This is a genomic window from Kineosporia sp. NBRC 101677 (assembly GCF_030269265.1).
Classification (GTDB): Bacteria; Actinomycetota; Actinomycetes; order Actinomycetales; family Kineosporiaceae; genus Kineosporia; species Kineosporia rhizophila.
In genome coordinates, this window is sequence record NZ_BSTA01000001.1 from 748,409 (window position 1) to 772,788 (window position 24,380).

The following is a 24,380-nucleotide window of genomic DNA, read 5'->3' on the forward strand; positions in this document are numbered from 1 at the left end:
CCGACGCGCCGAAACCGCAGCGTAGGGGCAGGATGCCAGCTGTTCTGCGGACGCCGGCTCAGTTCGTGACGTCGCCCGGGTCGAGGTGGTCGACCCGGTTCACCCACTCGGCCACTGCCTCCCCGTACTCCATCCGCAGTGACACGTGCCCCGTGTTGTCCACGGGAAACCGCCGCCACGGCGGATGCTCGAACCCGAGGGCGGATGCGAGCACGAACTGCGCGAAGAACTGATGACTGACCAGGACCACCACGTCGTTCATCCGGTGCGTGGCCAGCAGAGCCGACAACAGACGGCGGGCGCGGGGCACCGCGGCTTCCAAGTCGGCCTCGAACCCGCCGTTCCACGGCTGCCCAGCCCCCGGGAACAGCCCCGCCGGCGCCAGCACATTACCCCCGTACACCTGCAGCTCTTCGAGAGTCGCCCCGGGCAGCGGGCCACGCTCACCGGTGTCCTCGTTCACATCCTGAATGCCGCCCACCTCATAGGCATCGGGCTGCAGCAGGATCGGCAGCCCGCTCGCCTCGGACAGCGGCCGGGCCGTGGCCACGGCCCGCAGCGTGGGGCTGGCGTAGAGGTGGGTAGGGGTGAAGGGCACCTCACCGGCGGCCAGGGCCTTGCCCAGGGCCTGGGCCTGCCGCTCCCCCAGATCCGTCAGTGCGGGATCCGGCACCCGGGCCGGGTAGCCCACGATCTCCTCGGCGATCTGCGCATCCCCGGGTTCCCCCGTGTCCTGCGCCTGCTGCCGGGCCACGGCAGCGAGATAGTTGGCGTTGTTCGTCGACTGACCATGCCGGACAAGGACCAGCTGCATGCCGTTCAGTCAAGCACAGGCTCTTTCCACTGCCGGCCGGGTTGCGCTGCGAGTACCTTCCACAGGCTCTGGCATTGGAAGCCGTCAGTCCGGGCAGCGTCCGCCTGTCCAGCAACACTGCATCGGATCCAGGTCCCGGCGCGGGTGAGAAGCCAGAAACTTCTTCGTGGCCGTGAAAGACGGCTTGATGTAACGAGCGATGTTCAGTACCGAGATCTGCTCAGCCCCGGCGGCCCGGACAGCGAGCGCTGCCGACTGGGCGTGCGCACCGGTGGTCCAGGTGTCGTCGATGATCAGCACATGCTCACCAGGGACAGGGTGTTCCGACCGGTAGTGATCGGCGTTCAGAGTGCGCGGCGCAACTGTGGGCTGAGCGATGAGCTGCAGTTGTTCTCCCGGCGCGATGGCCTGGGCGATCATGTTGAGCGGGTGCTGGCGCTGGGCGGGCTTGGCCGGTAAGGAGGGCACAGTGGCCCAGAAGCGTGGGGGCCGACCGGTCAGCCGATTCAGGCAGTCCTCATGCGTGCTGAGAGCGTTCCACAGCAGGAGCGACACCACGAACTTCGAGTCGGAGTCGGGATGCGGCTGCTTGTAAAGCCGCATCATGTAGTGAGACTGCTCGCCCTCCACGGCGTACACAGCAGCTCCCACCCGATCCGCGACGGGCTGGCCCGCATGCGCGCTACAGGGGCGGCACCGGGTGTAGCCGTAGACCGGCGTGAAGCAGACGTCGCAGGTCTCGCCGACGACATAGGCCGTGTTGCGCACCGTTCCGCCGTAGGTGTCAGCCAACATGTGACGCACGTGGTCGGGGATGGCCGGAACGGGCACCTCAGGTATGGAGCAGGTTGCGCAGTGCAGCCCTTGCCTGACTTTGCTCTTCATCGATTGCGCAGATTGTCCGCATCACGTCGCTCAGCGTACGCGCTTGATGCACTCCCGGTCGCCCGATCAGCTCGGCTGCCCACTGATTGCGCGCAACCACCATGTCGGTCAGGATCACCGGCCGGCCGTGCTCCACCGCCACCCGTGCCTGGATGCGAGCCCCACTCTTCTCACCGGCCTCCACGATGACAGTCGCCATCCCGTAACCGGACATGGTGGCGTTGCGCAGCGGGAAGGTGTGCCGAGCCCCCGGCGCGTCGGGCCAGAACTGGGAGATGAGCAGGCCCCGCCGGGCGATGGTCTCCTGCAGTTCCCGGTTCTGAGCCGGGAACTGCCTCTGAATGCCGGTTCCGATGACAGCTACTGTGCGGCCACCGTTTTCGAGAGCGGCTGCGTGAGCGGCCGTGTCGATACCCTCGGCCAGGCCGGACAGAACGGTGAAGCCCTCCGCCACGAGTGACTGGGCAATGCTCGAGGCTCGCTTCAGCCCCTCGGGTGACGCCTTCCGGCTCCCCACCACGGAGACGGCGCGGTCTTCCGGGCGCACCTCGCCCCGGGTGAACAACAGCGCAGGCGCCTGATGCACGGCGCGCAGGCGCAGGGGGTAGTCCTCGTCCAGCACAGTGACGAGACGCAGCCCTTCACTGCCCCAGCGATCCACCTCCGCCGCTGCTTGCTGGCGAGGATCCGGGGCCGTGGGGTCGGCCAGTAGAGCATCGTCGGTCAGTTCGTTCCAGAGCTGCACGGCGCTACCACAATCGAGCAGCCGACTGGTCAACTGCGACAGGGGAAGCTTTTGCGGCGCACTTCGGAGCAGCGCGACGACTGCGATCCACTCTTCCCGCTGGTCGCCGCTCACAGAGCCCAGCCTAGAGGCAGGCCGGGAGACCGGGTGGACAGTTCGCACACCCAGCAATACGAACACATGTTCGAGCGATGCGCCAGGCCGGCGCACCTGCCCCGAACGGCCGGAAGCCGCCGGAGACAGGCACGCCATCTGAAAGAGCTTTCACCGGGCAGAATCTGAATCGCCGAGGATGCCGTCAGGGCACCGCCGGCGATCGCCCGGACGGTGGATCAGCGGCGGGTGTCGGGGATGCCGTCACCGTCGACGTCGATGCGCTCCTTGCGCACCTCACCGCCCACGGTCTCGACCGACTCCTCGACCTCGGTGTCCAGGCGGACGCGCTCCTGCGGCACGGCCTCCTTGGAGACCACAGGACGCTCGGCGTTGAGGACGACCTCGTGCTCGTCCTCGGTGATGTCCCGGCCCGAGTAGGCCGCGTCGCGGTTGGTGTCGGTCACCGGCTCGGTGACGACGACCGCCTTCTCCTTGCGCACCGGCACGTCGACCTGCACGTTCTCGGTCTCCACCCACTTGCGCAGGCGGGCCTTGCCGGCCTGCACGCGCTCGGTGTCGACGTTCAGCTGCTCCTCGGAGCGGGTCATCGCCTGATCGGTGGTCCCGCCCGCGGTCCCGTGACCGGTGCCCGTGGTCCCGGCATTGCCGGTGGTGCTGCGGTCGGTGACGTCACTGACCTCGCGGTCGGAGTCCGCGTACTCGGTGCGTGCGGTGCCGGTGCCCGCGTAGGACGTTTCCTCGGGGTAGGAGACGTTGTAGTGGGCGTACAGCTCACGCTCTTCGGCCGGGCTCAGGTGCCCGGTCTCGTCGATGTTCGGGGCGTTCTTGATCTGCGACTTGCTGTACGGCACAACGAGATCCTCGTCGGAGATCGTGGCCTCGGCCAGCGGCACGAACGACTCGTTCGTGCCGAAGAAGCCGGTGTTCACGGTGGCCCACTCCGGCTGACCGGTCTGGTCGTCCACGTAGACCTGGCCGATGGTCCCGACCTTGTCACCATCGGTCGTGCGCAGCTTCTGGCCGATGAGCTGCTGAGCCTGAGCCTGGGTGATCATTGGTTACCTCCTGCGCAATTCGGGCGTGCGGGTGTCCGCACCCAGAAAGCCACGGATGCCGACATCGGACCATTCGAGGTGACCCCCTCCCCTGAATCCTCTTGCGGAGCACAGGTTCCTGTCCGATACAGACACGAATGGTTGAAACCACCCTTAACGGGCTTCGACTGGATGCCGACACGAGCCACCCGCACAAGTCCTGTGCGCCGACCGGCACTGCATCCCTACGGCACCGATCGGATCGCCAGGGAACGACCACAGGGCAACCGGGCTCGGCAGAGCCCCCAAGAACCGCCGCGCACACTGAACCAACCGCTCGGGCGCAGCGGCCGGGTGCACCAAGAAGGCACGCCCGTCCTGAAGCGCCACCGCCCATTTCGGCAGGTAGTCACCGAACGGGGTGGGGATGGCATAGCCGCGCGGAAGGCGGGCGTAGGCAGCAACGGCCGGGTCTGCCTCCAACTGAGCCACGAACGCCCGTTCAGCGTCGGAGGCCGGGGCAGCGTAGCGATAGACATGCTTGGCCACCGGCTCGCCTACGAGTTGCCGGGTCTGCGCGGCAGTGAAGAGGTTGTCGCCGTAGCGCTGGTCGAGCAGCTCGTAGGAGAGCCCTTCGACGATCAGGTCAGCCTTCTCAGCGCCGATCAGGCGAACGGCTTCTCCTATGAAATGCTCCACATTCAGCTGCAATTGAGCGAGGGTAGGATCAGCAATCCCTTGGAGAACTGCGCTGACCGTACGTCGCGTGAGGCCGGTGCCCGCGGCGATCTCGCCCACCACGTCGACCCGGCCGTTGGTCGACGCAGACGCTGGAGACAGGCGCTGATCAAGCACGGCGATACTGCGCCCGATCAGCCGGGCCGAGTCCAGCTGGATGCGATACGTCGCCCGGTGGTCGATCGCCTGCCACAGCGCCCGGAAATGTTCTCCGGCAAAGACTTCGCGGTTCAGAACGTTCCGGCGATAGATCCGGTCGTCGACCGGCCGGGGGAAGGCCCCCACGACTTCCCGCTGCAGTCCTTCCACGAATGCGGCGTACGACTCGTCGGTCACCACCGTCAGTTCATTGACCGAGCGATCGCGCACCCGTTCACCCTGCTGGTCGACCGCCAGCCGCAACCCTCGCCCGACCTCTTGGCGGCGGGAGATCGTGGTGCCGCTCTGCTTCAGCAGGCCCATCACGAAAACGTTCGGATTGTCCCACCCCTCACGCAGCGCCGAGTGAGAGAAGATGAACCGCACCGGCTCGGCCATCGACAACAGGCGTTCCTGGTCACGCAGGATCAGATCGTAGGCGCCCACGTCCTTCGACAGGCCGGCCTCGTCACCGCTCTTGCAGACCTCTCCGTCCACCCAGCGCTTCGTCTTCTTGTCCACCGAGAAGTAGCCCGCATGCACAGCCGAAACATCATCGCGCAGAAGATAATCGCCGTAACCCGGCTCGTCCAGGAACTCATCACGCAGGCGCAGGTACTCGTCCTCGAAAATGCCGGCATAAAGGCCCAGCGCTCCCGGCTGACTGTAGTCCCGGTACTTGACCACCTCGTCGATGAAGAACAATGACAGCACCTTCACCCCTCGGGCGAAGAGTTCCCGTTCCTTCTCCAGGTGAGCCCGGATCACCGCGCGGATCTGCAGCCGCCGCAGATCTTCGCCCGAGCAGTCCTGATCGCCCATCCCCCGCACGGCAATCTTCTTGACCAGCCCGCGATTCAGAGCGTTCACCGCGTCGAGGCGGTGAACCTTGACGTGCTCGACGCGGTGCGTGGCCGAGTACCGCACCATGAAAAGCGGCTCGAACCGGGACAACGCCTGGAGCGACTTCGCCGAACCGATCTTCTGCGGTTCGTCCAGGATCACGATCGGGCGGCTCTCCCGCAGCACATCGATGGGCCGACGCCCTTGAAAGGCGTCCAACTCTTCGTAGATCCGGCGGCTCTCCCGGCCAGGCGCATTGAACGCCTGAATGTTGATGATCAGGACCTGCACCCCTGGATCAGCGGCGAACCGTTCCACTCCGCGCAGGCCAACGGGCGAAGAGCGATAGACAGACGCTCGCGGCCGAGTTCCGTACATCTCCTGGAAGTGGTCGGCCGTTACGTCGAAAGACCGCTTCACGCCCTCACGAATCGCGATCGATGGCACCACGACCACGAACCGGCTCCACCCGTAACGCCGGTTCAGTTCGAGAATGGTCCGGATGTACACGTACGTCTTGCCGGTGCCCGTCTCCATCTCGACATCCAGATTGAGGACGCCGGGCGCGCCTGGGCTGTCAACCAGACTCATCGAGAGGGGAAGGTTCCGGATCCGCTGCCCGGCGTTCACGTTCTTCAGCAGATCAGCCGCGCTCAGAACTATCCCGGCATTGGCAACGCCCGAGCGACGAGGCTGCCCGGCGAAGACGTCGGCCACCGCATCAACGGCCTCCGTCTGGTACTGCTGTACCTTGAACCGCAGCTTCATCCCGGCTCAGATCGTCTTCACATCCGTGGCCGGCGAGAGCTCCCGGAAGATCTGCCCGGCATTGATCAGGTCCTGGTCGGATGCGAAGCCGGAATGGCGGAACGCCGCCCGCCCCGGGCATTCCCGAGCCAGGGCTTCCAGTAGGGCAAGATCGAGCCGATCCTCGAAACACGCCAGCAGATCGCCCACCGCGAAGACCCGGTGCCCGAGGACAGTGTTCTTCTTGATCACTGGATCGAGCGGCATCGCGCAGCCGAGCAGAGTCTGAAACAGCAGATCCTCGTCCGAACGATCCGGCTTCACCTTCTCCCGAAGTTGCGCGAGATCGACCCGACGGATCCCCGCTGAGTCGCGCCGCACGTCCACAAAGTTCGAAGTACTCACTCGCAGAACCCGAAAACCCACATCCAACAATGGACGATCGGTCGCCAGCAGGCGGCCGGCCCGCCTCAGGCGCTCCTTGGCTATTTCGGCAATCGTGCCGAACCCGGCCTTGGCCGCTTCGGTGGCCGGCGCGCACACCTCGGGCAGCTGAACCGCGATGAACCGACGCCGGCCGCCGTCCTCGTGATTCAGCGCGAGCACGGCATGAGCACTGCTTCCCGAGCCGGCGAAGAAGTCCAGCACCAGCGAGTCCGGGGTGGTCGCAATCGCGATCAGCTTCTTCAGCAACGCAACCGGTTTGGGATGATCGAATACGGCAACGCCGCCGAACAACTCCCGCACCTCGCGCGTTCCGGCCTCGGTGCGCACTTCCTTCTCGTCCCAGACCGTCTTCACCTTCTGCGTGGAGGGCCGGTGCTTCTCATAGATGTTCCAGGCACCACTCCGCACACGCCGGGCCACCACTGCCGAAGCCGAAGGATCGTCCGGAACCAGCCCCGCGGCCACCTTCTCCCGCCCCCACCGCCAGCAGCCCTCCACACCCTGGCTGTTCAGCGGAACCGTCGTAACCTCATATCCAGCGGAGGATTCCAGAGCCACTGCCGCATAACCGTTGTCATCGGTCAGCGCCGGGTTCACAAACATCGGGTAGAACAGATTGGGGCGATTGGCCCGGCTGAACCGGGGATTACGGTTCCGGAGATCGCGCGGCGCGTACCGCCCCACCTCGTCGGTCAGCGGCAGGTCCGACCCGTCACGCGGCAGATCGTAGACACCGGCCCCACCACTACGCCCGTAGATCAGCAAATACTCGTGCGTCTGGGCCAGGGGCAGATAGTCCCGCCCGCCCTTGTTCGTCTGGACCACCACTTGGGCGACCCGACCGTCGTCGCCGAACAACTCGTCCAAAATCTGTGAGATCCGGGCCAGCTCATGGTCGTCGATGCTGACCGCCAGGATCCCGTCGTCGGTCAGCAGCGAGCGGGCCAGCTTCAGTCGCGCGTACATCATGCTCAGCCAGTCGCTGTGGAACCGCCCACCCGACTCCGGATTGGCCACCAGACGGGCGCCGGACTCGTCCGTCTGCCCTGAAGTTCGCAGGTACTCGGCGGCGCCGACGGTGAAATGGTCCTGGTACACGAAGTCGTTGCCGGTGTTGTAGGGCGGATCGATGTAGATCAGCTTGACCTGCCCCAGATACGACTCCTGCAGCAGCTTCAGCGCCTGAAGGTTGTCGCCCTCGATGAACAGGTTGCGCGTGGTGTCGAAGTGCACCGACTCGTCCCGCACCGGGCGCAGCGTCTGGTCAGTCGGCGCATTGGCCGCGAGCACCGCCTCGCGCTTGCCCGGCCACTCCAGGTGGTACCGCTCCTGCGGGCCCTCCACCAGCGCGCCGGCCAGCTCCTGACGCAGCAGGTCCAGATCGACCGCCGGACCCAGCACCCCGTCTTCCACCTGCTCGGTGACAACGTTGGGAAAGATCTCGGCGAGCGCAGCCACCTGGGCAGCCCTCAGGCCCGGGGAAGTGCGCCGTAGTCGCTCCGCCACTCATGCAGTATCCAGGCGCACGCCCCCGCCGTCAGCGATCCTGCTTTCCCGCAGCCCTCCGGGCCGGGCCGCAGCGCGTACGCTGACCCCCATGTCCGCAGATGAGGTTCAGCGGCCGGGCTCCTCACAGAACGGCCTGCTCGGCATCGCCCTGCGCATCCTGCTCATGTTCCTGTTCCTGTCGCTGTTCGGCCTGGCCAGCAACGGGGTCCGGCTCCCTCTGGTGCCGGGCCTGGTCGTGCTGGCCGCCGGCGTCGTCCTCAGCCTGGTCGCCGCGGTGTTCGTGTCCAACCTCGTGTGCGACCGTTACGACCGCTGGCGCGCGAGCCGGTAGACCGCGCTCACTCCTCGGCGAGGGCGGCTTCCAGGGCCTTGAGCACCTCGTCCAGGTAGGTGCTCCAGTCCTTGTCCTCGGGCAGGAACGCCGACACCAGCCACCCGCCCAGCGCGAAGCCGGTGACCGCGACGTCGCCCGGGCTCATCACGTCGAGCACGGCCTCCTCACCCATCGCCGAGGCCATGTAGGTGCGGGCCAGATCAGCGCTGACCTCGGACCAGTCCTCCTGGGTCTCGGCGAAGTCCTCGGCCAGATCCGAGATCTCCTGCGCCCCCGGCACCTCGCCGTCGTGCATGTCCTGCAGGACGATCGCGGTCACGTTGATGGCAAGCTGGAACGCCTCGATCGTGAAGTCGTCCCCCCGGTCCAGGATGTCCTCGATCGCCTCGTGAAAACGGTCCGGGTCCTCCTCCACCGAAGCCTCGAAGGCGGCCCGGACGGCGGGCTCCACTGCGTCGATCTCCACGTGCGTTCTCCTGTACCTCGGGTTCAGCGCCGTGTGAACGGTAGTGCCAGTTCCGCCCCAGCTCCGCTTCAGAGCCTCTACGGCCGGCCCGCAAAAGGCGTAACCCCGGCGATGTGGCCGGAGGGCCAGTGATCGTTCCGGGGTCTTCACAGACCACGGTGACAGTGAGAGCAGCGGCCGTCAAACGCCGGGCGGGAGGTGCGAGACCGGTCTGGTGGGTCTCGCACCTCCCAGCCTGAGGGGGTGTCCTACTTCGCGTCGGCCGGGCTCAGGACCTGGTCGATCAGGTAGACCGTGGCGTTGGCGGTCTTCACGCCGCCGCAGACCACGTTCGCGCCGTTCACCATCAGCTCGTCGCCCGAGCCGGTGACCTCGACGTTGCCGCCCTGCACGGTCTTCTGCGTGCCCACCACGTCGTCGGCCGAGAGCTGGCCGGCCACCACGTGGTAGGTGAGGATGTCGGTCAGGGTCTTGGAGTCGGTCTCCAGGGTCTTCAGGGTCTTGGCCGGCACCGCCGCGAAAGCGTCGTCCACCGGGGCGAAGACGGTGAACTCGCCGCCGTTCAGGGTGTCGACCAGGTCGACGTCCGGGTTCAGCTTGCCCGAGACGGCCGCCGTAAGGGTCTTCAGCATGGGGTTGTTGCTGGCCGCGGTGGCGACCGGGTCGGTGGACATGCCCTCGACCGAACCGGCACCGTCCGGAACAGCCTCGGCATAGGCGGCGCAACCGGGGCCCACCAGGCCGGACATGGCGTCGTCGGCCGCCTCGGTGGTCATCGACGGGCTGGCCGCGGCCGTGGTGGTGTCCATCGGGGCGGCGGCGTCGGAGGTGCTCTCGTCGTCACTGCCGCAGGCGGTGAGGCTGACGGTGGCGGTGAGGGCCACTCCGGCCACCAGGATCCTGCGCATCGAGGCGTTCATGGTGATGAACCTTCTTTCCTTGGTGAGGCTTTCGGATCTTCGCCGGTAGTTCGGCGCGAGCTGTGCAGCGGATTGGTCTGAGAAGAAGATTTATTCGACGGTCACGACGACGGACTGCCAGCCGGAGGAACCGTTCGGGAAAGGCTCTGCCCTTTCCTCGATCTGGACCTCACCGTCGCCGTCGACGGCACGCACCTGAAGCGTGTGCGAGCCGGAATCGGCGTCCCAGCGCCAGACCCACTGCCGCCACAGGTCGTCGTTCACCTGTGCCGACAGTTCGGCCTCCTGCCAGGCGCCGCCGTCGACCCGCACCTCGACCTTCGAGATGCCGCGTTGCTGAGCCCAGGCCACGCCGGCCACGGCGACCGTGCCGGCCTTGGTCCGGGACAGCGGCCGGGGAGTGTCTATGCGGGAGCTGGTCTTGATCGGGGCCCGCTGGTCCCAGCCCCGGCGCACCCAGTACGGGTCGAACGCGTCGAATCGGGAGAGCTCCAGATCCACCAGCCATTTGGTGGCACTGACATAGCCGTACAGACCAGGGACGACCATCCGGCAGGGGAATCCGTGCTCCGGCAACAACGGCTCACCGTTCATGGCAATGGCCAGCATTGCTGCCCGTCCGTCCAGAACCGCCGAAACCGGTGTCCCGATCGTCATTCCGTCGATCGAGGTGCCCACCAGCTGATCGGAGTCCGGATCCACCCCGGCCTCGCGCAGCAGCGGGGCCAGTTCGACCCCCAGCCAGCGGGCGGTGCCGACCAGTTGCCCGCCGACCTCGTTGGACACACAGGTCATGGTGATGTCGTGCTCCACCATCGGCCGGGCCAGCAGGTCGTCGAAGTCGAGAGTCAGCTCTTTGCCGACCATCCCGTGAATGCGCAGCTTCCAGTCGTCCGTGGTGAGTTTCGGCACCGAAAGTGCCGTGTCCACGCGATAGAAGTCAGCCGGGTTGGTGTAGAATCTGCTGACGCCCGACACCTCGAGCATGGCCCCCTCGGGCAGGGCGGCGGCCGGCTTGGCGGGAGTGGGAAGGCGCAGCGCTTTTCGGGACGCAGCCACGTCGGCCCGAATGTTCTGCAGTTGCCGACCAGCCACCCCAGCCGCACCGGCCGCGATCGCCAGCACCGACGTCATCAGTACCGCTCTTCGCCCGGGCCCTGCTGAATCGCGGTCTCGCGAACGCAGGAGCAGGGCAAGCAACCCGGCCAACCCGGCGACGGCGACCACTGCGGCCGCCAGAGAGGGCACCACGTCGATCAGTTCGAATTGAGGACGGGTCGCTGCGGCAGACGCTGCCACCAGGCCCAACAGGGCGGCACCCGCCAGTCCGATCCGGCGGTAGCGCGTGGCCACGATCCCGACCACGGCCGCGATCAGCGCGACCGTGACGAAAATACCGGCCAGAAGAACAATTTTGTCGTCCTCGCCGAACTGCTCGATGGCGAACTCCTTGAGCCACCGTGGCGTGCGGTCGATCGCCGCACCACCCACCACGATGGCCGGAGCCGCCGACCGGCCGATCGCACCCGCGACCAGCTCGGCCACTCCCAGCGCCAGACCGGCCGCGACGACCCCGGCCAAAGCGCCCCGAACGGGCCTGAACTTGCCGTTCTCCTGCGCGACCACGGTTCACCGCCTCCCGAACCCGTTGCTTGGACACAGCGGGTTCGGGGCGAGGACGGCAGCGGATTGGTCCGGATGTCGAGCGGCCCGGCGAAGTCCTTACTGCGCCTGGTCTGCGAACGCCGGCCGGAGGGCCGTGATCAGGCGATCCGGCAGACCTGCGGCGACTGCTTCCAGCGAGGGATATTCCATGACGAAGTGGTCGTCCTCGCACTGACGCACCGCTTCGATCACGTCCTCCAGCCCGACCCGGCGCTCCCGCCACCAGGGCTCGTGCTCGCCGAACAACCGGAACACCTCGTCCAGCAGCGGCCGCGACAACACCTGCTGCTCGGCCAGCAGAACGGCGTCGTACAGATCCTTGCCCTGCGGGTGCATGTCGCTGATCAACCAGAGCATCTTCCAGGCCAGCGACAACGCCGGCGACGCGGCCTGCACCCGGCCGCCGTCGGGAAGGGCGAGGGGCTGAGGAGGCTCCGGCAGCGGCTCGTTGAAGACGAAGTCGATCTGCACGTCGCCACCAGGCAGGCCCGGCGACGACCAGGGCAGCACCATGCGTCGGCCCGGTACCCGGTCGTAGGTCCAGATGTCCCCGAGTGTGGCCTGGTCGGCGGCAATCGTCAGACGGGCATCGCGCCGGCCGGCGCGCTCCTGCGCGGCCTGGGCGATGTCCGACACCATGGCTCCGGTACGCCGGCCATGAATGCTCCAGGTGTGCGGGACGACGACGAAGTCGAGGTCACGCGGCTGGCGGGCCGACTCGGGGAACCAGAGCGACATCGCCGTGCTGCCGCGCAGAACCAGGTTCTCGGCCCAGGGCGTTTCCACGATCGCCGCCAGCACCAGGTGCAGCGCTCGCCACCGGGCCTCCCGCCAGGCCCGGTCGACCGCCGGGTCCCGGAACGTCGGGTCACTCGCACGATAGGCGTTCGAGTTGTGCAGGTTCGCGGGATCGAAGACGTAACGCTGAACGGCTTCTTCGCTCCCGACCGTCCGGAACGTCCTCGGCAGCATCTGTTCCCGCAGGGCCTCGTCGCTCAGCGGCGTCTGGGGCACCTCGCGCCCCGAACCAGGCCGGCGCCCGTCCCAGTCGGCGGTCATGAGGTCTCCTCCTTGTCCTCGTCGACGATCCAGCCGTCGTCCAGCGAAAGGTCGCTGTCGTACAGCACGAACTCCTCCTCGACCTCGATGATCTGCACCCCGTTGAGATCGGCCAGCAACCGCTGCAGGGCTGCGTGCGCTGCCGGGGCGTCGACGTCGTGACACCGCTGGGTCACGAATCGCTCGTGGGCGCCGTCGGCCAGAACTCTGCGGGCGTTCCACGACACGTGCGCGCCGTGCGGCTCGGCCAGCCGAGCCAGCTGCGACAGGTCGGTCCCGGCATCCAGCCGCAGCTTGACGTGGTGCTCGAAATACTGTCCGGGACCGGGCTGCTGGGGAACTTCTGGCGCTGCCGGGGTGGACTCGATCTTCACCCGCAGCGGCTCGAATCCGGCCGTCTGCAGGCCGGCCCACAGCTCACGGGTGGCCTGCGCCTCCTGCTCGTAGGAAGCCGCGCCGGGCCGGGTCACCATGACCTGGGAACGAGTGCGGCCGCGGGCCAGCTGGATGTGGGTGAGCTTGAGGCCCGCTGTCTCCGTCCATCGTCGCAACCGTTCGGTCTCGCCCGGCCGACTACAGCGAACCGTCACATGGGTCTCGTAGAGGACATCGGTCACGGAACAGAGCGTGGCAGACCAGCCCGTTCCGAGCCGCCGAATTTCCCGGCGCGAAGCGTTTGCTCAGGCCAGTCCGGCCGATACCGCCCGCCGCACGGCGTCGGCGCGGTCGCGGATGCCGGCCTTGGCGAAAAGGTTGTTGATGTGGGTCTTCACCGTGGCCTCGCTGACGAAGAGGCGTTCGGCGATGGCCCGGTTCGACAGGCCCTGGCCGATCAGGGCGAACACCTCACGTTCGCGCGGGGTCAGGTACGCCGGGATCTCGCCCGCCGGTTCGGGAGTTCGCGTGCGGGCGGTGGCGAGCAACCGGTCCTGCACCGCGCGGTCGAGCACGGCCTGACCCGCGGCGGCCGCACGGATGGCGCGGGCGATGTCCTGGCGGCCGGCGTTCTTGGTGAGGTAGCCCCGGGCTCCGGCGCCGAGGGCGGCCAGGATCGACTCGTCGTCGGCGAAGGTGGTCAGCACGACGACGGCCACGTCGGGGAACCGCTCGCTGATGCGGCGGGTGGTCTCGGTGCCGTCGAGCACCGGCATGCGCAGGTCCATGAGAACGACGTGAGCCTGGTCGGTCTCGAGCGCCTGCAGCACCTGCTCGCCGTCGCCCACCGCCGCGACCACGTCGATGTCCGGCAGCAGGTCGAGCACCGCGGCCAGGGGTTCACGAACGGCGGCCTGGTCGTCGGCCACCACGACCTTGATGACGTCGGTGGTCACCGGGAGCCCTCCAGCGGGACGACGGCGGTGACCCGCCAGCCGCCGATCCAGTCTGCGGTATCGGCCGCCGTGATCGGCCCGGCCTCGAGGACACCCCCGAGCAGGGCCACGCGCTCGCGCATTCCGATCAGTCCCATCCCGCTTCCCGGACTCGCCGACACCGGCGCCACCACCCGTCCATTGTTGATCGTCAGCACCACATCTGCCGCGCGGCGCCGCAACTCGACCCGTACCGGTGCGCCGGGAGCGTGGCGCGCGGCGTTGGTCAGCGACTCCTGGGCGATCCGCAGCAGGTTCTGCACCACCTGGGCCGGCAGCTCACCGACGTCACCGTGGACGGTGAGGGCATCACGATGGCCGGACGACTCGATCATCGCGGTCAGGCTGTCCACCAGGGGCAAGGCGTCTTCCCGCAGGGCGTGCACGGTCCACTGCGCCTGCTGCAGGCTCTCGCGCACCAGGCTGTGCGCCTTGTCGTTGGCCTGGCGCACGCGGTCCAGGTCGCCGGTGTCGAGCAGCGCATCGGCCAGCTCGAGCTGCATGTTGATCCCGGCCAGGGAGTGCGCCAGCACGTCGTGCACATCGCGGGCGATCCGGGCCCGCTCGGCCAGCACCGCTGCCTGCGCCTCGGCCCGGGCGGCCCGCTCACCCGCCTGCGCTGCCGCCAACGCCGCCTGGGTCGCCTCCTGACGGCTGCGCCGGGCCAGGCCGATCAGGACCGGCAGGCCCAGAGTGAGGCCCACCGGCCAGGGCAGCACCGGCGCGACGGCGAACGCGGCGGCACCGGACAGGCCCGCGGCCACAGCCAGAGGAACGGCGCGGCGGGCTTCGAGGCGGACCCCGGCGTGGCCGACCAGGAAGTAGGTGAAGAGGTACGCGGTGCCCTGGTCACTGGTGGCGATCAGCGCGATCGAGGCCAGGATGCCGGTGGCCAGCCAGGGAAACGCCAGGTCGGGCCGGATGACGGGCAGGTGGCGGGCGGCCAGGGCCAGGCAGCACAGCGGCAGCAGGACGGCGATGACCAGGCCCGGGCCGGTGGCGCCGATCGGCCGGACCGTCGCCAGCCCGGCCACGCTCACGCCCACCGTGGCCAGCACCTGCAGCCCCTGCTCGCGGACCCAGGACGACACGCCGCGACGATAGCCCACCGGTCAGGCCGGCTGAGCGGCGAGCACCGGCAGCGCTCCGGTCAGCGCCCGGCTGCGCAGGTAGATCGTGGCCAGCCGGGTCACCACCTCGGTCAGCGCCATCAGCACGAAGGCCGCCACCCAGGCGTCGGCACCGGTGATCGAGTGCTCGATGCTGAACCGGGTGATCGCCTCGCCCCCGCCGTGCTCGCTCCACAGCTGGAACGCCATCCGTGAGCCCATCCCCAGCACCCACAGCAGCGCAGCCACCACCCCGGCCTTGACCAGTACGTCCTCACCCACACGCCGCACCAGGGTGAACAAGCCGCCGGCGATACCCAGCGCCGCTCCGACCGTCACCAGCGTCCCGATCAGGACGAGGTCGTTGCCGCCGGTCGGGATGGAGTGCAGATAGCTGTGGGCGACCACAGCGACGATGGCCAGCGGGAGGATGAAGCCCCGCGGGGTCAGGCGGCCCTCCCGCACCTGGCGCAGCACCAGGAGCAGGAGGACGAGGTCGGTGATCCACTCGGTCGTTGTCATGCCTCAAGACTGCTGCGACCTGCGGGAACGCACCTGCACCCAGGGGTGGAGATCCGGGTGGAGACGAGGCCTCAGGGGGCGATGAAGAAGTTGTCGCGGAACAGGCCGGTCGGGTCGTAGCGCCGCTTCAGCTCGCGCAGCCGGGTCAGGTGGGCCGGCGGGAAGGCCTCGGCCAGCACCTCCTCCCCCACGGCCGACTCGAAGCTGATGTAGAGGCCCTCGAGGTCCGGCTTCAGCCTCTCCCAGTGCTCGTCCAGCCCGCTGCGGGCCGAGCCCATGGCCACCAGGGAGAAGTTGGCCGAGCGCCAGCCGTACGCAGTGGCGTCGGCCGGTACGTCGGAGACCGCACCGCCCACCGCCCGCACCTGGAAGAAGTACGAGGCGCCGGTCTTCAGCAGCGCCTCGATCTTGCCGCCGATCTCCGGCGTCAGGTGCTCGACCAGGCCGGAGTGGGCCAGGGGCTCACCCTGCCCCTGTTGCGGGCCGTCGCTGACGAAGGCGCCGATGATCTCGTCGTAGCCCGCCAGCGACACCGACTGGTCGGCCAGCGGTGCGATCTCGGCGATCGGCTGAAGGTTCTCGATGATCACGCCCGGGTCGTCGGAGTCGACCACGAGCAGCGCCTGCGCCATGTACCGGCCACCCTGCGGCGGGCCGAGAATCACCTGCCCGGTCACGCTGCGGTCGGCCGCCTCGAGCGCCCTGCCCCAGTTCTCCAGGAACAAGGGCACATTGGGGACGTCGAACACCAGCTGGGCGAAGGCGACGCGGCCGACGCGGTGGGCGGTGAAGTCGAAGGACACGGCTACGCCGAAGTTGGCCCCGGCGCCGCGCATCCCCCAGAACAGGTCCGGATTCTCCTCGGCGGAGGCATGTTTCACGGTTCCGTCGGCCAGCACCACGTCGACCGAACGCAGGGCGTCGATGGTCAGCCCGTGCTCACGCGCGAACCAGCCCACGCCACCGGCCGTGGCCAGGCCACCCACTCCCACGCCGCCGTGGTCGCCACTGGTCAGAGCCAGACCATGAGGGGCCAGCGCCCGAGCCACGTCCACCCACCGCGCACCGGGACCGACCCGCACGTGCCCGGTGGAAGCGTCTACAATTTCGACGGTGTTGAGGGCGCCGACGTCGATGACCAGGCCGCCGTCGTTCAGCGAACGACCCGAAAGTCCGTGTCCAGCGCTGAAGATGCCCAAGGGGACGTCGCGGTGCCGGGTAGCGAAGACGACGGCGTCGGAGACTTCTGCGACGGTTTGCGGACGAAGAACCAGGCCCGGCCGGCCCGAGCGCAGATATCCGGACAGATAGCGGGCGTAGGCCGGATCAGCCGGTTCGACCGCCTTGGCCGCCAAAGACTCCGGAACACCGTCGTAGTCGATGCCGGGGCGACGACGTGCTCGCTGCGCGGCGGTGCGGGTCTGCGTCGGGCCCGAACTACGCGGTCGGGCGCGTTCCACCTTCTCCCGCACCGCCGGCGCGATCTCCTCAGCAAAACGGCGCAAGGTGCGCTCGTCGTCGCCCATCGAGATGAACGTGCTCACGCCCTCTTCGAGCGCCAGTTGCACCAGATCGTCCACTGATTCCTGGGGCGTGACATTGAGCAGACGGACGATCTCGGCCGGGTCCCGCCCGGCCTCGCGCGCTGCCTCGTCGATCACCTTGTTGCCCCGGGCCAGGTCGCCCGGCTGCAGGTAGGGCAGCGAAGGCAGCCAGCCGTCGCCCTTCTGGGCAATGAGCCGCTGCATGCGGGGTTTCAGCGCGCCGACCCAGATCGGGATGAGGTGCGCCGGAGCCGGGCCCCGCTTGGCCCCGGCCACCCGGTGGTACTGGCCGCCCGCGCGCAACGGCCCGGACTCGCTCACGTCCCAGATGCCCCGCATTACGTCGATGGCTTCCGAGAGCGCATCGACCGACTGCCCCGGGGTCAACCGCGGCCCGCCCATCGCCACGATCGGGTCCCAGAAACCGCCGGCGCCCAGGCCCATCGCCAGCCGGCCGCCGGTGAGCAGGTCCAGGCTGGCCGCAGAACGGGCGAGAACCGCGGGCTGGCGCAGCGGCACGTTGAGCACGTTGCCGGCCAGGTGGATGCGCTCGGTGCGGGCACCCACCCAGGTCAGCAGCGTCCAGGTGTCCAGGAACCCCGGCTGGTACGGGTGGTCCTGGAAAGTGACCAGGTCAAGGCCCAGTTCTTCGCTGAGCACAGCCAGCTCGCCGGGCTTGGCGGCGGGGGCGTTGGTGGGTGTGACGAAAGATCCGAAGCGCAGTGGGTGGCCGTAGTCGGGCATGTGCACCAGCGTTCGCCCTGAGCGCGGGAGCTGGCAACACGAGGGTAAGTCACTTACTCTTCACAAGTGACTATGCACCCCCTGGGGCAACCGATCAGCGACGAGGAGTGCCTGCGCGCCTCCGGCATCGTGGAGCTCACCACCGTTATCGGCAAGCGCTGGACCAGCGGCATCATGCTGGCCCTGGGCCGCGGGGCCGACCGCTTCGGGCAGATCGAGGCGATGGTGCAGGGCGTCTCCGCCCGCATGCTCTCAGTGCGCCTGCGCGAACTGGAACAGCACCGTCTGGTGGAACGGGTGGTCACTCCGACCATGCCGGTGTCGGTCACGTACTCGCTGACCCATCGCGGACGGGTGGTGCTGGCCTGGGTGCAGGATCTGGCCCTGGAGAAGCAGGGCGCACCAGTCGCCTGAGCGCCGATGAGTTCGCCCCGCCCCGAACGTCTATCTCTCCGACAGCACCGCCGCGCTCCGGGAGGCCGACATGGGCAAGCTGATCGTGACCGAGTACATGACGCTCGACGGGGTCGCCCAGGGGCCGGGCGGGCCCGAGGAGGACGAGGAAGGCAGCTTCGCGCACGGCGGCTGGCAGGCGCCGCTGATCGACCACGAGACCGGCGACGTGGTGTTCGAGCAGTCCCGGAGCATGGACGCACTGCTGCTGGGCCGCCGCACCTACGACATCTTCGCCTCCTACTGGCCGACGGCGCCCGACGACATCCCGTTCAAGGCGCTGCTCAACGGCGTGCCCAAGTACGTCGCCAGCAACACCCTGAGCGAACCGCTGAGCTGGGAGGGCACCAGCCTCCTGAAGGGCGACCTGGCCGAGTCGGTGGCCGAGATCAAGCAGCGGCACGAGACCGTCGCCGTGATCGGCAGTCTCGACCTGCTGCAGTCGCTACTGCGCCTGGGCCTGGTCGACGAACTGCGCCTGTGGCAGTACCCGGTGCTGCTGGGCTCGGGCAAGAAGGTGTTCGGCAGCGGCACCGTACCCGCCGCCCTGCGCCTGGAGCAGGCGATCAGCTACCCCGGCGGGGCCGTGCAGCTGACCTACCAGGCTCTGGGCACCACCCCCGGCTACGGGGACATGGCCGAGGTCAGCGCAGGGTAGCCAGCGCCCCGGCGGCGATCTCGACCAGGATCTCGTCGCCCGCCTCCACCTCCATCACCTCGCCGTCGATCTGCAGCGGCGCGGCCTTGAGCACCCGGAACCGGAACTCGGTGTAGGCCGGCTGCGGCCCGAGCCCGGTGGTGGCGGCCTTGGCGGCCTTGGTCAGCACCCGCCAGCGCGGCTCGTGCGCGGTCAGCGTGACCTCGAACTCGCCGTCCTCCGGATCGCCGTTCTCGCTCAGCTTGAGCACCTTGGCCATCTGCGGGATGTTCGAGAACACCAGGCTGTCGACCGGGAGCCGCCGGCCGTCTTCCAGCTCGATCCGCAGCGGCCGGAACTCCCCGAAAGACCGCGCCACGGTGACCAGCTCGCGCAGCGAACCCTTGGTGCCCTTCTCCAGCTCGACCGCGACCACCGGGGTCAGGCCGATGCCGATGTACGAGTGCGCGTACCGCACGAGCTGCTTGCCCCGGCTCTGCACGGTCATCCGCAACAGGTCCATCGGGCGCACTTCTTCGGCGGCCACCGCCTCGGGCAGCGGCCGCGGGTCGGTGACCCGGTGGTGGTCGTTGGCATTACCGGCGGCCACCACCGCGGCGACGGCATCGGGGTTGCCCGCGTCCATGATGCCGTTGACGACCTCGTTGTAGCCGCCGTCGCCGCTCACCGAGACAATCAATGGACGTCTGTGGGCACCACCGCCGCCCTGGTCACCGAAGGCGGGGGCTGTGGTTGTGGGGGCCGAGTCGGCTGGGTCGGCCGAGGCATGGGCCCGGGTTGCTTCGGAGTCGGCACCAACTTCGGAGTCGGCACCAGCTTCGGCGTCGGCACCGGCTTCGGCGTCGGCACCAGCTTCGGCGTCGGCACCGGCTTCGGCGTCGGCGCCGCTGTCGGCACCGGCTTCGGCCTTGGCAGCCTCGGCAGCACCGGTTCCGGCCAGGGGGCCAGAGGCTCCGGCAGCACCGGCTTCGGCGTCCGTGCCGGCATCCGTGCCGGCTTCCGCGGCCTGGGCGGCCAGCAGCCGGGCGTGCCCGGCGTACTGGGTGGGCTGCATCTCGACCCGCAGACCAGGATCGAGGTCGTGCAGCGCCTTGCTGAGTTCCTCGGCCCGGCCCGGTGCATCACCGGTGCTGTTGGGGTTGAAGATCAGGACGACCCGGTCGAACGGCATGGAACGATCTTCCCGGTTCTGCGGGCAGGCGGCACCTCGGCGGGCACCCGGCCGACCCGGTGGTCGCGCGCGGCGGACCAGTGGGTCGTACCTCAGCCGCCGACCGGGCCGGAGGAGCGGCGGTGAACCGGACGATGCTGCTCATTGCGTACGCGTCGACTCCCGAGGCGTACCCGTGGAACAGTGCCGGCCGGCCCTTGTGCCCGACACCGAGCGATGCGAACCGAACCCGCTGAGGTACAGGCAGATTCGCGCTTGTTCCGGCCACCGATGAAGGTGGACCGTCAGCGCCTGGTTCCCCGAAACCCATGGGCAGCGAGACACGCTGCAGCCGAACGGGTTTGAGCTACCACCGAGAAGGGCCTACCGCCGCCTGCCAGTTACCACGCAGACGCCGTTCACCACGGTTCTGCACTTGCAGGAGGAGGATTACATCGAAGATCGCGGACCTTGCCGCGACCAGGTCGCTCATGAAGCGAAGGTGATCTCGACAATCACCAGAGGAATGAACACCAGAGCATCATGACGCCCCACCACCCCTGTGCGCAAGCCGAGAACTCACAGCCGCGCAGCGACCCGCACCAGCCGGGCCAGCGCCTCCGACCGGCTGTGCGCCGGCCAGGCGATCACGACGGTCACCGCCTCGGCATCCAAAACCGGCACTGCCGAAAGATCTTCGCGCAGATTCTCGGTGAACGACTCCGGCCCGACCACGGTGGCCCGGCCCGCGGCGATCAGCTCGAACAGCTGCGTCAGGTCCCGCACTTCCGGACCAGGACCATCGGCGTAGCGGCCGTCCGGGCCGGGCCATCGAGCCAGCGGCAGGTCGGGGAGCGCCGCCACGTCGGAGTGCCGCAGCGCATACTGCTGCCCGAGCGGGTGCGCGGCCGGAAAGACTGCGACCTGCCCCTCCGTCCAAAGGTTTTCCGACTCGAACCCGGAGACCGAATCGAGTGGCAGGTGCAGCAGCGCCACGTCGGCCCGGCCCTCCTGCAGCATCCGCCGGGTCTGGTGCACCTCACCCGGCACCACCTCGACCGCAACCGACCCCGGTTCGGCGCCGTAAGCGTCCACAAGCCTTTTCAGCAAGTCGTCCGAGGCGCCGGCCGGGGCCGCGAGCACCAGCCCGACCCGGCCGGTGGCGGCCTGCCGAGCCCGACGCTCGGCTGCCGCCATCGCACCCAACGCGGCGCGGCCCTGGGTCAGCAACACCGAGCCGGCCTCGGTCAGGCTCACCTTGCGGCTGGTGCGCTCGAGCAGAGCCACGCCGAGGCGCCGCTCAAGCTGGGTGATGGCGCGAGACAGCGGCGGCTGGGCGATTCCCAGCCGCTCCGCCGCCCGGCCGAAATGCAGCTCCTCGGCCACGGCGACGAAGTACCGCAGCTCGCGTGTCTCCACCCGACCACCCTACGCGGATCAATACCGCGCGGGTATCGCTGGCTTACCTCAGTGGTGATCGCCCTTACGCCCGAGCTCGGTCTCCGGGGTGGCGCCCGGACGCGTCCACTGCGGGGCGGGACGACCAGTACCGCCCCAGGTGGGCTTGCCCTCCGAGTCCACCCGCCAGTACCAGCACGGCCCCTCGCCCTCCGGCCAGCCCTCGGGCTTGTCCTGCCAGGTCTCGCCCCGGCCATACGGCGTCATGTCCAGTACGGCGAACGTGCCGCTGGCGACCTCGCTGCCCCGGCCGGTGGTGGAGTAGGTGAGGAAGGTGCGCTCACCCTCGCGTAGGTACGAGGTGTGGTGGCCCATCTCGCCGCCGATCGGCTCGTCCAGGTCGCGCACCGAGTACCAGGGCTCGGTGTAGCCCATGAACTCGGTGAAGGGCGCCACCTCGTCCCATACGCCGGTGGTGACGAAGGCCAGCGAGACCCCGCGCGCGTTGAGGTAGGGCTCGGTCTGCCGCAGGTGCCAGGCCGCCAGGGTGCAGCCCTCGCACTGCCCCTGGTGCGGCGCTCCGTCCCACCACATGTGCTTGTAGACCATCAGTTCCTCGCGCCCCTGGAACAACTCGATGAACGGGGTGGGCCCGTCGGGGCCGACCACCTCGATCGTTCCGTCGAACTCCACCATGGGCAGCCGGCGGCGTTCGGCGGCGAGGGCGTCACCGGCGCGGGTGTGCGCCTTCTCCTTGACCAGGAGCTCGTCACGGGCGGCCTGCCAGGTGGCCCGGTCGACTACGGGCGGGCGCTTGTCCTGCGTGCTCATGGTGCCTCCCCTGTTGGCTTGCGACGGTCACCAGATCCGACCGCCGAACCTCGCCGAACTCATCGCTCGTCCCTCGGCCGGTGGTGGTGCGTACCGGCAAAGGGGCCAATAGTGTCGAGCGGTGGACGACGCGCGGGCACGGCACTACGGATCCTTCTACGGCCTCGACCGCGTTCCGGAAGCTGACGGACGTCCATTGGTCGTTCTGCACGGAAACTGCCAGGCCGAATCGCTGCGGGTGCTCCTGAGCGCACCCGACTCGCCGGTGCGTACCGTGCGCATCCCGCCCGTGCACGAGCTCACCGGCGACGACCTGCCCTATCTGCACAAGCTTTTGGGCCAGGCCGACGGGGTGGTCTCGCAGCCGGTCCGCTCCGGCTACCGGGGTCTGCCCATCGGCACCGCCGACGTCCTGGCCGCGGCCGCGCCGGCCACCCGGCTCGTCCTGGTGCCGGTGATCCGTTGGGCCGCACTGCACCCGTTCCAGGTCATCGTGCGCTCGGCGGCCGGCGAACCGCCGATCGTCCCCTATCACGACCTGAGGACGATGGCCCTGGCGATCGATGTGAAGGCACCGCCCGTGGGTGAGGACTTCGTGCGAGCGGTACGGGACATCAGCGTGCGCGAACTGCGCGAGCGCCAGCACCGGCACGGCACCATCGACGTGGTCGACCTGCTCGTGGAGGCCGGACGGCAGGCCTGCCAGGTGGTGAACCACCCGGGCAACCCGGTGCTTCGAGGCGCAGCGGAGCGGATCGCGCTGGCGCTGGGCCAGACCTGGGAGTCACAGGACCCGGGGCGCGTGCTGCTCAACAGCGTGCACGCCCCCGTCTCGCCCCTGGTCGTCGACGCCCTGGGCCTGGACGGCGCCCCGACCCCCGACTGGCTCGTCCACGGTCGCACCGTCACCGACGACGAGGTCCGCGAGGCCCACCTGGACTGGTACCGCCGCAACCCCGGCGTGGCCTCCGACGGTCTGGAACGCCACGCCGAGGTCGCCCGGCTCCTGCTGGGGTAGCTACTCCACCCGGCGCAGCGTGGCCACCGTGACGTGCGGCCAGCTCAGCCCGGAGAAGTCCAGCAGCACGGTCTGCGTGTACTGCAGCTGCGAGGCACGGGCCTCGTTGTCCAGCTTCTCCAGCCAGAACGTCGACGTCACCTTCGCCGCCACCGCATTCGGCTCCGAGTCGCCCACCAGGAAGGCGGTGTTGGCCACCCCGCCGCCCCGCACCGCCTTGGTCTTGGTGCTGGTCGAGATCCGGATGGTGGAGGTGATGTTCTGCCCGGCGATGGCCTCGCGCAGCACGCTGTTGGGATCGTTCACCATCTTCTGGGTGATCCCCTTCAGGCCGGGGCCCGCGGTGCGGAACTTGGTCTTCGTCTTCAGGTCCATCTCTTCGAACTCGATCAGGCCCTGCGGGTCGCCGATGGTGAACGGCACGATGCTGGCCTTAGGGATCTCCGGCCGCGGGGTCTCGTCGGCGCTGGTGGAGTCACCCTGCGCCAGGATCACCGTGCCGTGCGGGATCGTCGCCATCCGCACCACCGTCACCCCTTCCTTGGGGTCGCTGGTGGCCGGCACCCGGGCGAAGATGCCGGGCTCGAAATGCAGCCCGGCCCCGACGTTCCGGTCGGTGATCTGCTGCAGGTAGTTCAGCCCGAACATGTTGACGTCCTTCTGCACCAGCCCACGGTTCGGGATCGCCCCGGCGATGCGCTGGAACTCCAGCGTCTCCGAGGTGAGGTTCAGCTCGAGGAAGTGCGCCACGTCGCCGCCGAAGTGCGGCCGCCAGATCGTGTTGAACCCGGTGCCCTGCCACTTGCCCCGCAGATCGGCCAGCCGCCCCAGCGGGTGCGGCGCCTTCGCCTTGGCCGCGACCCCGAACTCGCCCTCCTGGTCCATCTGGCTCTCGCCGATCGGCGGGAGGGGCTCGAACACGAAGCTCTTGGAGAGTTCCACGGATTCTTCTTTCGTGAGTGGGTGCCGCCACCAGAAACGCCCGACGTCCGATATGCCGGTTACGCCGGGGGTCTGCCGACCATATGCCCGCCGATCCGGCCCGAGCCAGACCTGACCGCAACACCCACCCAGACCTGCCCGAAGGTTCCTTGGGCCGAACTTTCTGCGCCGGGCCGGTGC

General features: G+C 68.6%; 23 protein-coding genes. 4 read left to right on the plus strand and 19 right to left on the minus strand.

Annotation, left to right across the window (positions count from 1 at the left end; genetic code table 11):
* Nucleotides 1-58: 58 nt before the first annotated feature.
* The 6 genes from QSK18_RS03360 to QSK18_RS03385 form a co-directional block, all read right to left on the minus strand.
* Nucleotides 59-814, minus strand: coding sequence for a histidine phosphatase family protein (locus tag QSK18_RS03360; protein ID WP_232808427.1), 756 nt, complete (start codon nucleotides 812-814; stop codon nucleotides 59-61).
* 84 nt (nucleotides 815-898) lie between these two features.
* Nucleotides 899-1,609 (minus strand): hypothetical protein, encoded by a 711-nt coding sequence (locus QSK18_RS03365; protein ID WP_285616542.1) that lies wholly within the window; start codon nucleotides 1,607-1,609, stop codon nucleotides 899-901.
* A 37-nt stretch (nucleotides 1,610-1,646) separates the two neighbouring features.
* Nucleotides 1,647-2,558, minus strand: coding sequence for a DNA-processing protein DprA (locus QSK18_RS03370; protein WP_232808429.1), 912 nt, complete (start codon nucleotides 2,556-2,558; stop codon nucleotides 1,647-1,649).
* A 218-nt stretch (nucleotides 2,559-2,776) separates the two neighbouring features.
* Nucleotides 2,777-3,616 carry a DUF2382 domain-containing protein gene (locus QSK18_RS03375; RefSeq protein WP_232808430.1) on the minus strand — a complete coding sequence of 280 codons (840 nt, stop codon included), beginning with the start codon at nucleotides 3,614-3,616 and terminating at the stop codon, nucleotides 2,777-2,779.
* Between the two features lie 153 nt (nucleotides 3,617-3,769).
* On the minus strand, nucleotides 3,770-6,082 hold the full coding sequence (locus QSK18_RS03380; RefSeq protein ID WP_232808431.1) for a DEAD/DEAH box helicase family protein: 2,313 nt from the start codon (nucleotides 6,080-6,082) through the stop codon (nucleotides 3,770-3,772).
* 6 nt (nucleotides 6,083-6,088) lie between these two features.
* Nucleotides 6,089-7,966, minus strand: a complete 1,878-nt coding sequence (locus QSK18_RS03385; protein ID WP_232808432.1) for a site-specific DNA-methyltransferase — start codon at nucleotides 7,964-7,966, stop codon at nucleotides 6,089-6,091.
* A 139-nt stretch (nucleotides 7,967-8,105) separates the two neighbouring features.
* Between QSK18_RS03385 and QSK18_RS03390 the strand changes: the two genes are divergently transcribed.
* A complete protein-coding gene (locus QSK18_RS03390) occupies nucleotides 8,106-8,348 on the plus strand; it encodes a hypothetical protein (protein ID WP_232808433.1) in 243 nt (80 codons plus the stop codon).
* Between the two features lie 7 nt (nucleotides 8,349-8,355).
* Here the strand turns inward: QSK18_RS03390 and QSK18_RS03395 are convergent, their stop codons facing one another.
* The 9 genes from QSK18_RS03395 to QSK18_RS03435 form a co-directional block, all read right to left on the minus strand.
* On the minus strand, nucleotides 8,356-8,817 hold the full coding sequence (locus QSK18_RS03395; protein WP_232808434.1) for a hypothetical protein: 462 nt from the start codon (nucleotides 8,815-8,817) through the stop codon (nucleotides 8,356-8,358).
* Between the two features lie 248 nt (nucleotides 8,818-9,065).
* Nucleotides 9,066-9,737, minus strand: coding sequence for a fasciclin domain-containing protein (locus QSK18_RS03400; protein ID WP_269809408.1), 672 nt, complete (start codon nucleotides 9,735-9,737; stop codon nucleotides 9,066-9,068).
* Between the two features lie 90 nt (nucleotides 9,738-9,827).
* Entirely contained in the window at nucleotides 9,828-11,363 is a 1,536-nt protein-coding gene (locus QSK18_RS03405) for a molybdopterin-dependent oxidoreductase (RefSeq protein ID WP_285616543.1), read from the minus strand.
* A 96-nt stretch (nucleotides 11,364-11,459) separates the two neighbouring features.
* Nucleotides 11,460-12,461, minus strand: coding sequence for a nucleotidyl transferase AbiEii/AbiGii toxin family protein (locus tag QSK18_RS03410; protein WP_285616544.1), 1,002 nt, complete (start codon nucleotides 12,459-12,461; stop codon nucleotides 11,460-11,462).
* On the minus strand, nucleotides 12,458-13,078 hold the full coding sequence (locus tag QSK18_RS03415) for a hypothetical protein (protein ID WP_285616545.1): 621 nt from the start codon (nucleotides 13,076-13,078) through the stop codon (nucleotides 12,458-12,460). Before QSK18_RS03415 ends, QSK18_RS03410 begins: the two co-directional genes overlap by 4 nt.
* A 63-nt stretch (nucleotides 13,079-13,141) precedes the next feature.
* A complete protein-coding gene (locus QSK18_RS03420; protein WP_232808438.1) occupies nucleotides 13,142-13,792 on the minus strand; it encodes a response regulator transcription factor in 651 nt (216 codons plus the stop codon).
* Entirely contained in the window at nucleotides 13,789-14,895 is a 1,107-nt protein-coding gene (locus QSK18_RS03425) for a sensor histidine kinase (RefSeq protein ID WP_408622469.1), read from the minus strand. Before QSK18_RS03425 ends, QSK18_RS03420 begins: the two co-directional genes overlap by 4 nt.
* 48 nt (nucleotides 14,896-14,943) lie before the next feature.
* Nucleotides 14,944-15,462, minus strand: coding sequence for a hypothetical protein (locus tag QSK18_RS03430; protein ID WP_285616546.1), 519 nt, complete (start codon nucleotides 15,460-15,462; stop codon nucleotides 14,944-14,946).
* A 71-nt stretch (nucleotides 15,463-15,533) separates the two neighbouring features.
* Complete coding sequence (locus tag QSK18_RS03435) at nucleotides 15,534-17,750, minus strand: LLM class flavin-dependent oxidoreductase (protein WP_285616547.1); 2,217 nt, start codon at nucleotides 17,748-17,750, stop codon at nucleotides 15,534-15,536.
* A gap of 72 nt (nucleotides 17,751-17,822) precedes the next feature.
* Here QSK18_RS03435 and QSK18_RS03440 point away from each other — a divergent pair, with 72 nt between their 5' ends.
* Together QSK18_RS03440 and QSK18_RS03445 are read left to right on the plus strand one after the other, a co-directional pair.
* On the plus strand, nucleotides 17,823-18,164 hold the full coding sequence (locus QSK18_RS03440; protein ID WP_232808849.1) for a winged helix-turn-helix transcriptional regulator: 342 nt from the start codon (nucleotides 17,823-17,825) through the stop codon (nucleotides 18,162-18,164).
* Nucleotides 18,165-18,234: 70 nt separating this feature from the next.
* On the plus strand, nucleotides 18,235-18,861 hold the full coding sequence (locus QSK18_RS03445) for a dihydrofolate reductase family protein (RefSeq protein WP_232808442.1): 627 nt from the start codon (nucleotides 18,235-18,237) through the stop codon (nucleotides 18,859-18,861).
* Here the strand turns inward: QSK18_RS03445 and QSK18_RS03450 are convergent.
* The 3 genes from QSK18_RS03450 to QSK18_RS03460 form a co-directional block, all read right to left on the minus strand.
* Entirely contained in the window at nucleotides 18,848-20,032 is a 1,185-nt protein-coding gene (locus QSK18_RS03450; RefSeq protein WP_285616548.1) for a diacylglycerol/lipid kinase family protein, read from the minus strand. The two genes, QSK18_RS03445 and QSK18_RS03450, sit on opposite strands and share 14 nt — an antisense overlap.
* Before the next feature lie 558 nt (nucleotides 20,033-20,590).
* Nucleotides 20,591-21,430 carry a LysR family transcriptional regulator gene (locus QSK18_RS03455; RefSeq protein ID WP_232808444.1) on the minus strand — a complete coding sequence of 280 codons (840 nt, stop codon included), beginning with the start codon at nucleotides 21,428-21,430 and terminating at the stop codon, nucleotides 20,591-20,593.
* A gap of 48 nt (nucleotides 21,431-21,478) precedes the next feature.
* Complete coding sequence (locus tag QSK18_RS03460) at nucleotides 21,479-22,240, minus strand: DUF899 family protein (RefSeq protein ID WP_232808445.1); 762 nt, start codon at nucleotides 22,238-22,240, stop codon at nucleotides 21,479-21,481.
* A 121-nt stretch (nucleotides 22,241-22,361) separates the two neighbouring features.
* Between QSK18_RS03460 and QSK18_RS03465 the strand changes: the two genes are divergently transcribed.
* Complete coding sequence (locus QSK18_RS03465; protein ID WP_232808446.1) at nucleotides 22,362-23,258, plus strand: WcbI family polysaccharide biosynthesis putative acetyltransferase; 897 nt, start codon at nucleotides 22,362-22,364, stop codon at nucleotides 23,256-23,258.
* Here QSK18_RS03465 and QSK18_RS03470 read toward each other — a convergent pair whose 3' ends face one another.
* Nucleotides 23,259-24,200: a heme-binding protein gene (locus QSK18_RS03470; protein ID WP_232808447.1), complete on the minus strand. Its 942-nt coding sequence runs from the start codon at nucleotides 24,198-24,200 to the stop codon at nucleotides 23,259-23,261.
* Between the last annotated feature and the right edge of the window lie 180 nt (nucleotides 24,201-24,380).

Excerpts from the sequence above, each read along its gene's own strand:
- QSK18_RS03360 (WP_232808427.1), bottom strand. The coding sequence starts at position 814 with ATGCAGCTGGTCCTTGTCCGGCATGGTCAGTCGACGAACAACGCCAAC.
- QSK18_RS03365 (WP_285616542.1), bottom strand. The coding sequence starts at position 1,609 with ATGTTGGCTGACACCTACGGCGGAACGGTGCGCAACACGGCCTATGTC.
- QSK18_RS03375 (WP_232808430.1), bottom strand. The coding sequence starts at position 3,616 with ATGATCACCCAGGCTCAGGCTCAGCAGCTCATCGGCCAGAAGCTGCGC.
- QSK18_RS03380 (WP_232808431.1), bottom strand. The coding sequence starts at position 6,082 with ATGAAGCTGCGGTTCAAGGTACAGCAGTACCAGACGGAGGCCGTTGAT.
- QSK18_RS03390 (WP_232808433.1), top strand. The coding sequence starts at position 8,106 with ATGTCCGCAGATGAGGTTCAGCGGCCGGGCTCCTCACAGAACGGCCTG.
- QSK18_RS03400 (WP_269809408.1), bottom strand. The coding sequence starts at position 9,737 with ATGAACGCCTCGATGCGCAGGATCCTGGTGGCCGGAGTGGCCCTCACC.
- QSK18_RS03410 (WP_285616544.1), bottom strand. The coding sequence starts at position 12,461 with ATGACCGCCGACTGGGACGGGCGCCGGCCTGGTTCGGGGCGCGAGGTG.
- QSK18_RS03430 (WP_285616546.1), bottom strand. The coding sequence starts at position 15,462 with ATGACAACGACCGAGTGGATCACCGACCTCGTCCTCCTGCTCCTGGTG.
- QSK18_RS03435 (WP_285616547.1), bottom strand. The coding sequence starts at position 17,750 with ATGCCCGACTACGGCCACCCACTGCGCTTCGGATCTTTCGTCACACCC.
- QSK18_RS03440 (WP_232808849.1), top strand. The coding sequence starts at position 17,823 with ATGCACCCCCTGGGGCAACCGATCAGCGACGAGGAGTGCCTGCGCGCC.
- QSK18_RS03445 (WP_232808442.1), top strand. The coding sequence starts at position 18,235 with ATGGGCAAGCTGATCGTGACCGAGTACATGACGCTCGACGGGGTCGCC.
- QSK18_RS03450 (WP_285616548.1), bottom strand. The coding sequence starts at position 20,032 with ATGCCGTTCGACCGGGTCGTCCTGATCTTCAACCCCAACAGCACCGGT.
- QSK18_RS03460 (WP_232808445.1), bottom strand. The coding sequence starts at position 22,240 with ATGAGCACGCAGGACAAGCGCCCGCCCGTAGTCGACCGGGCCACCTGG.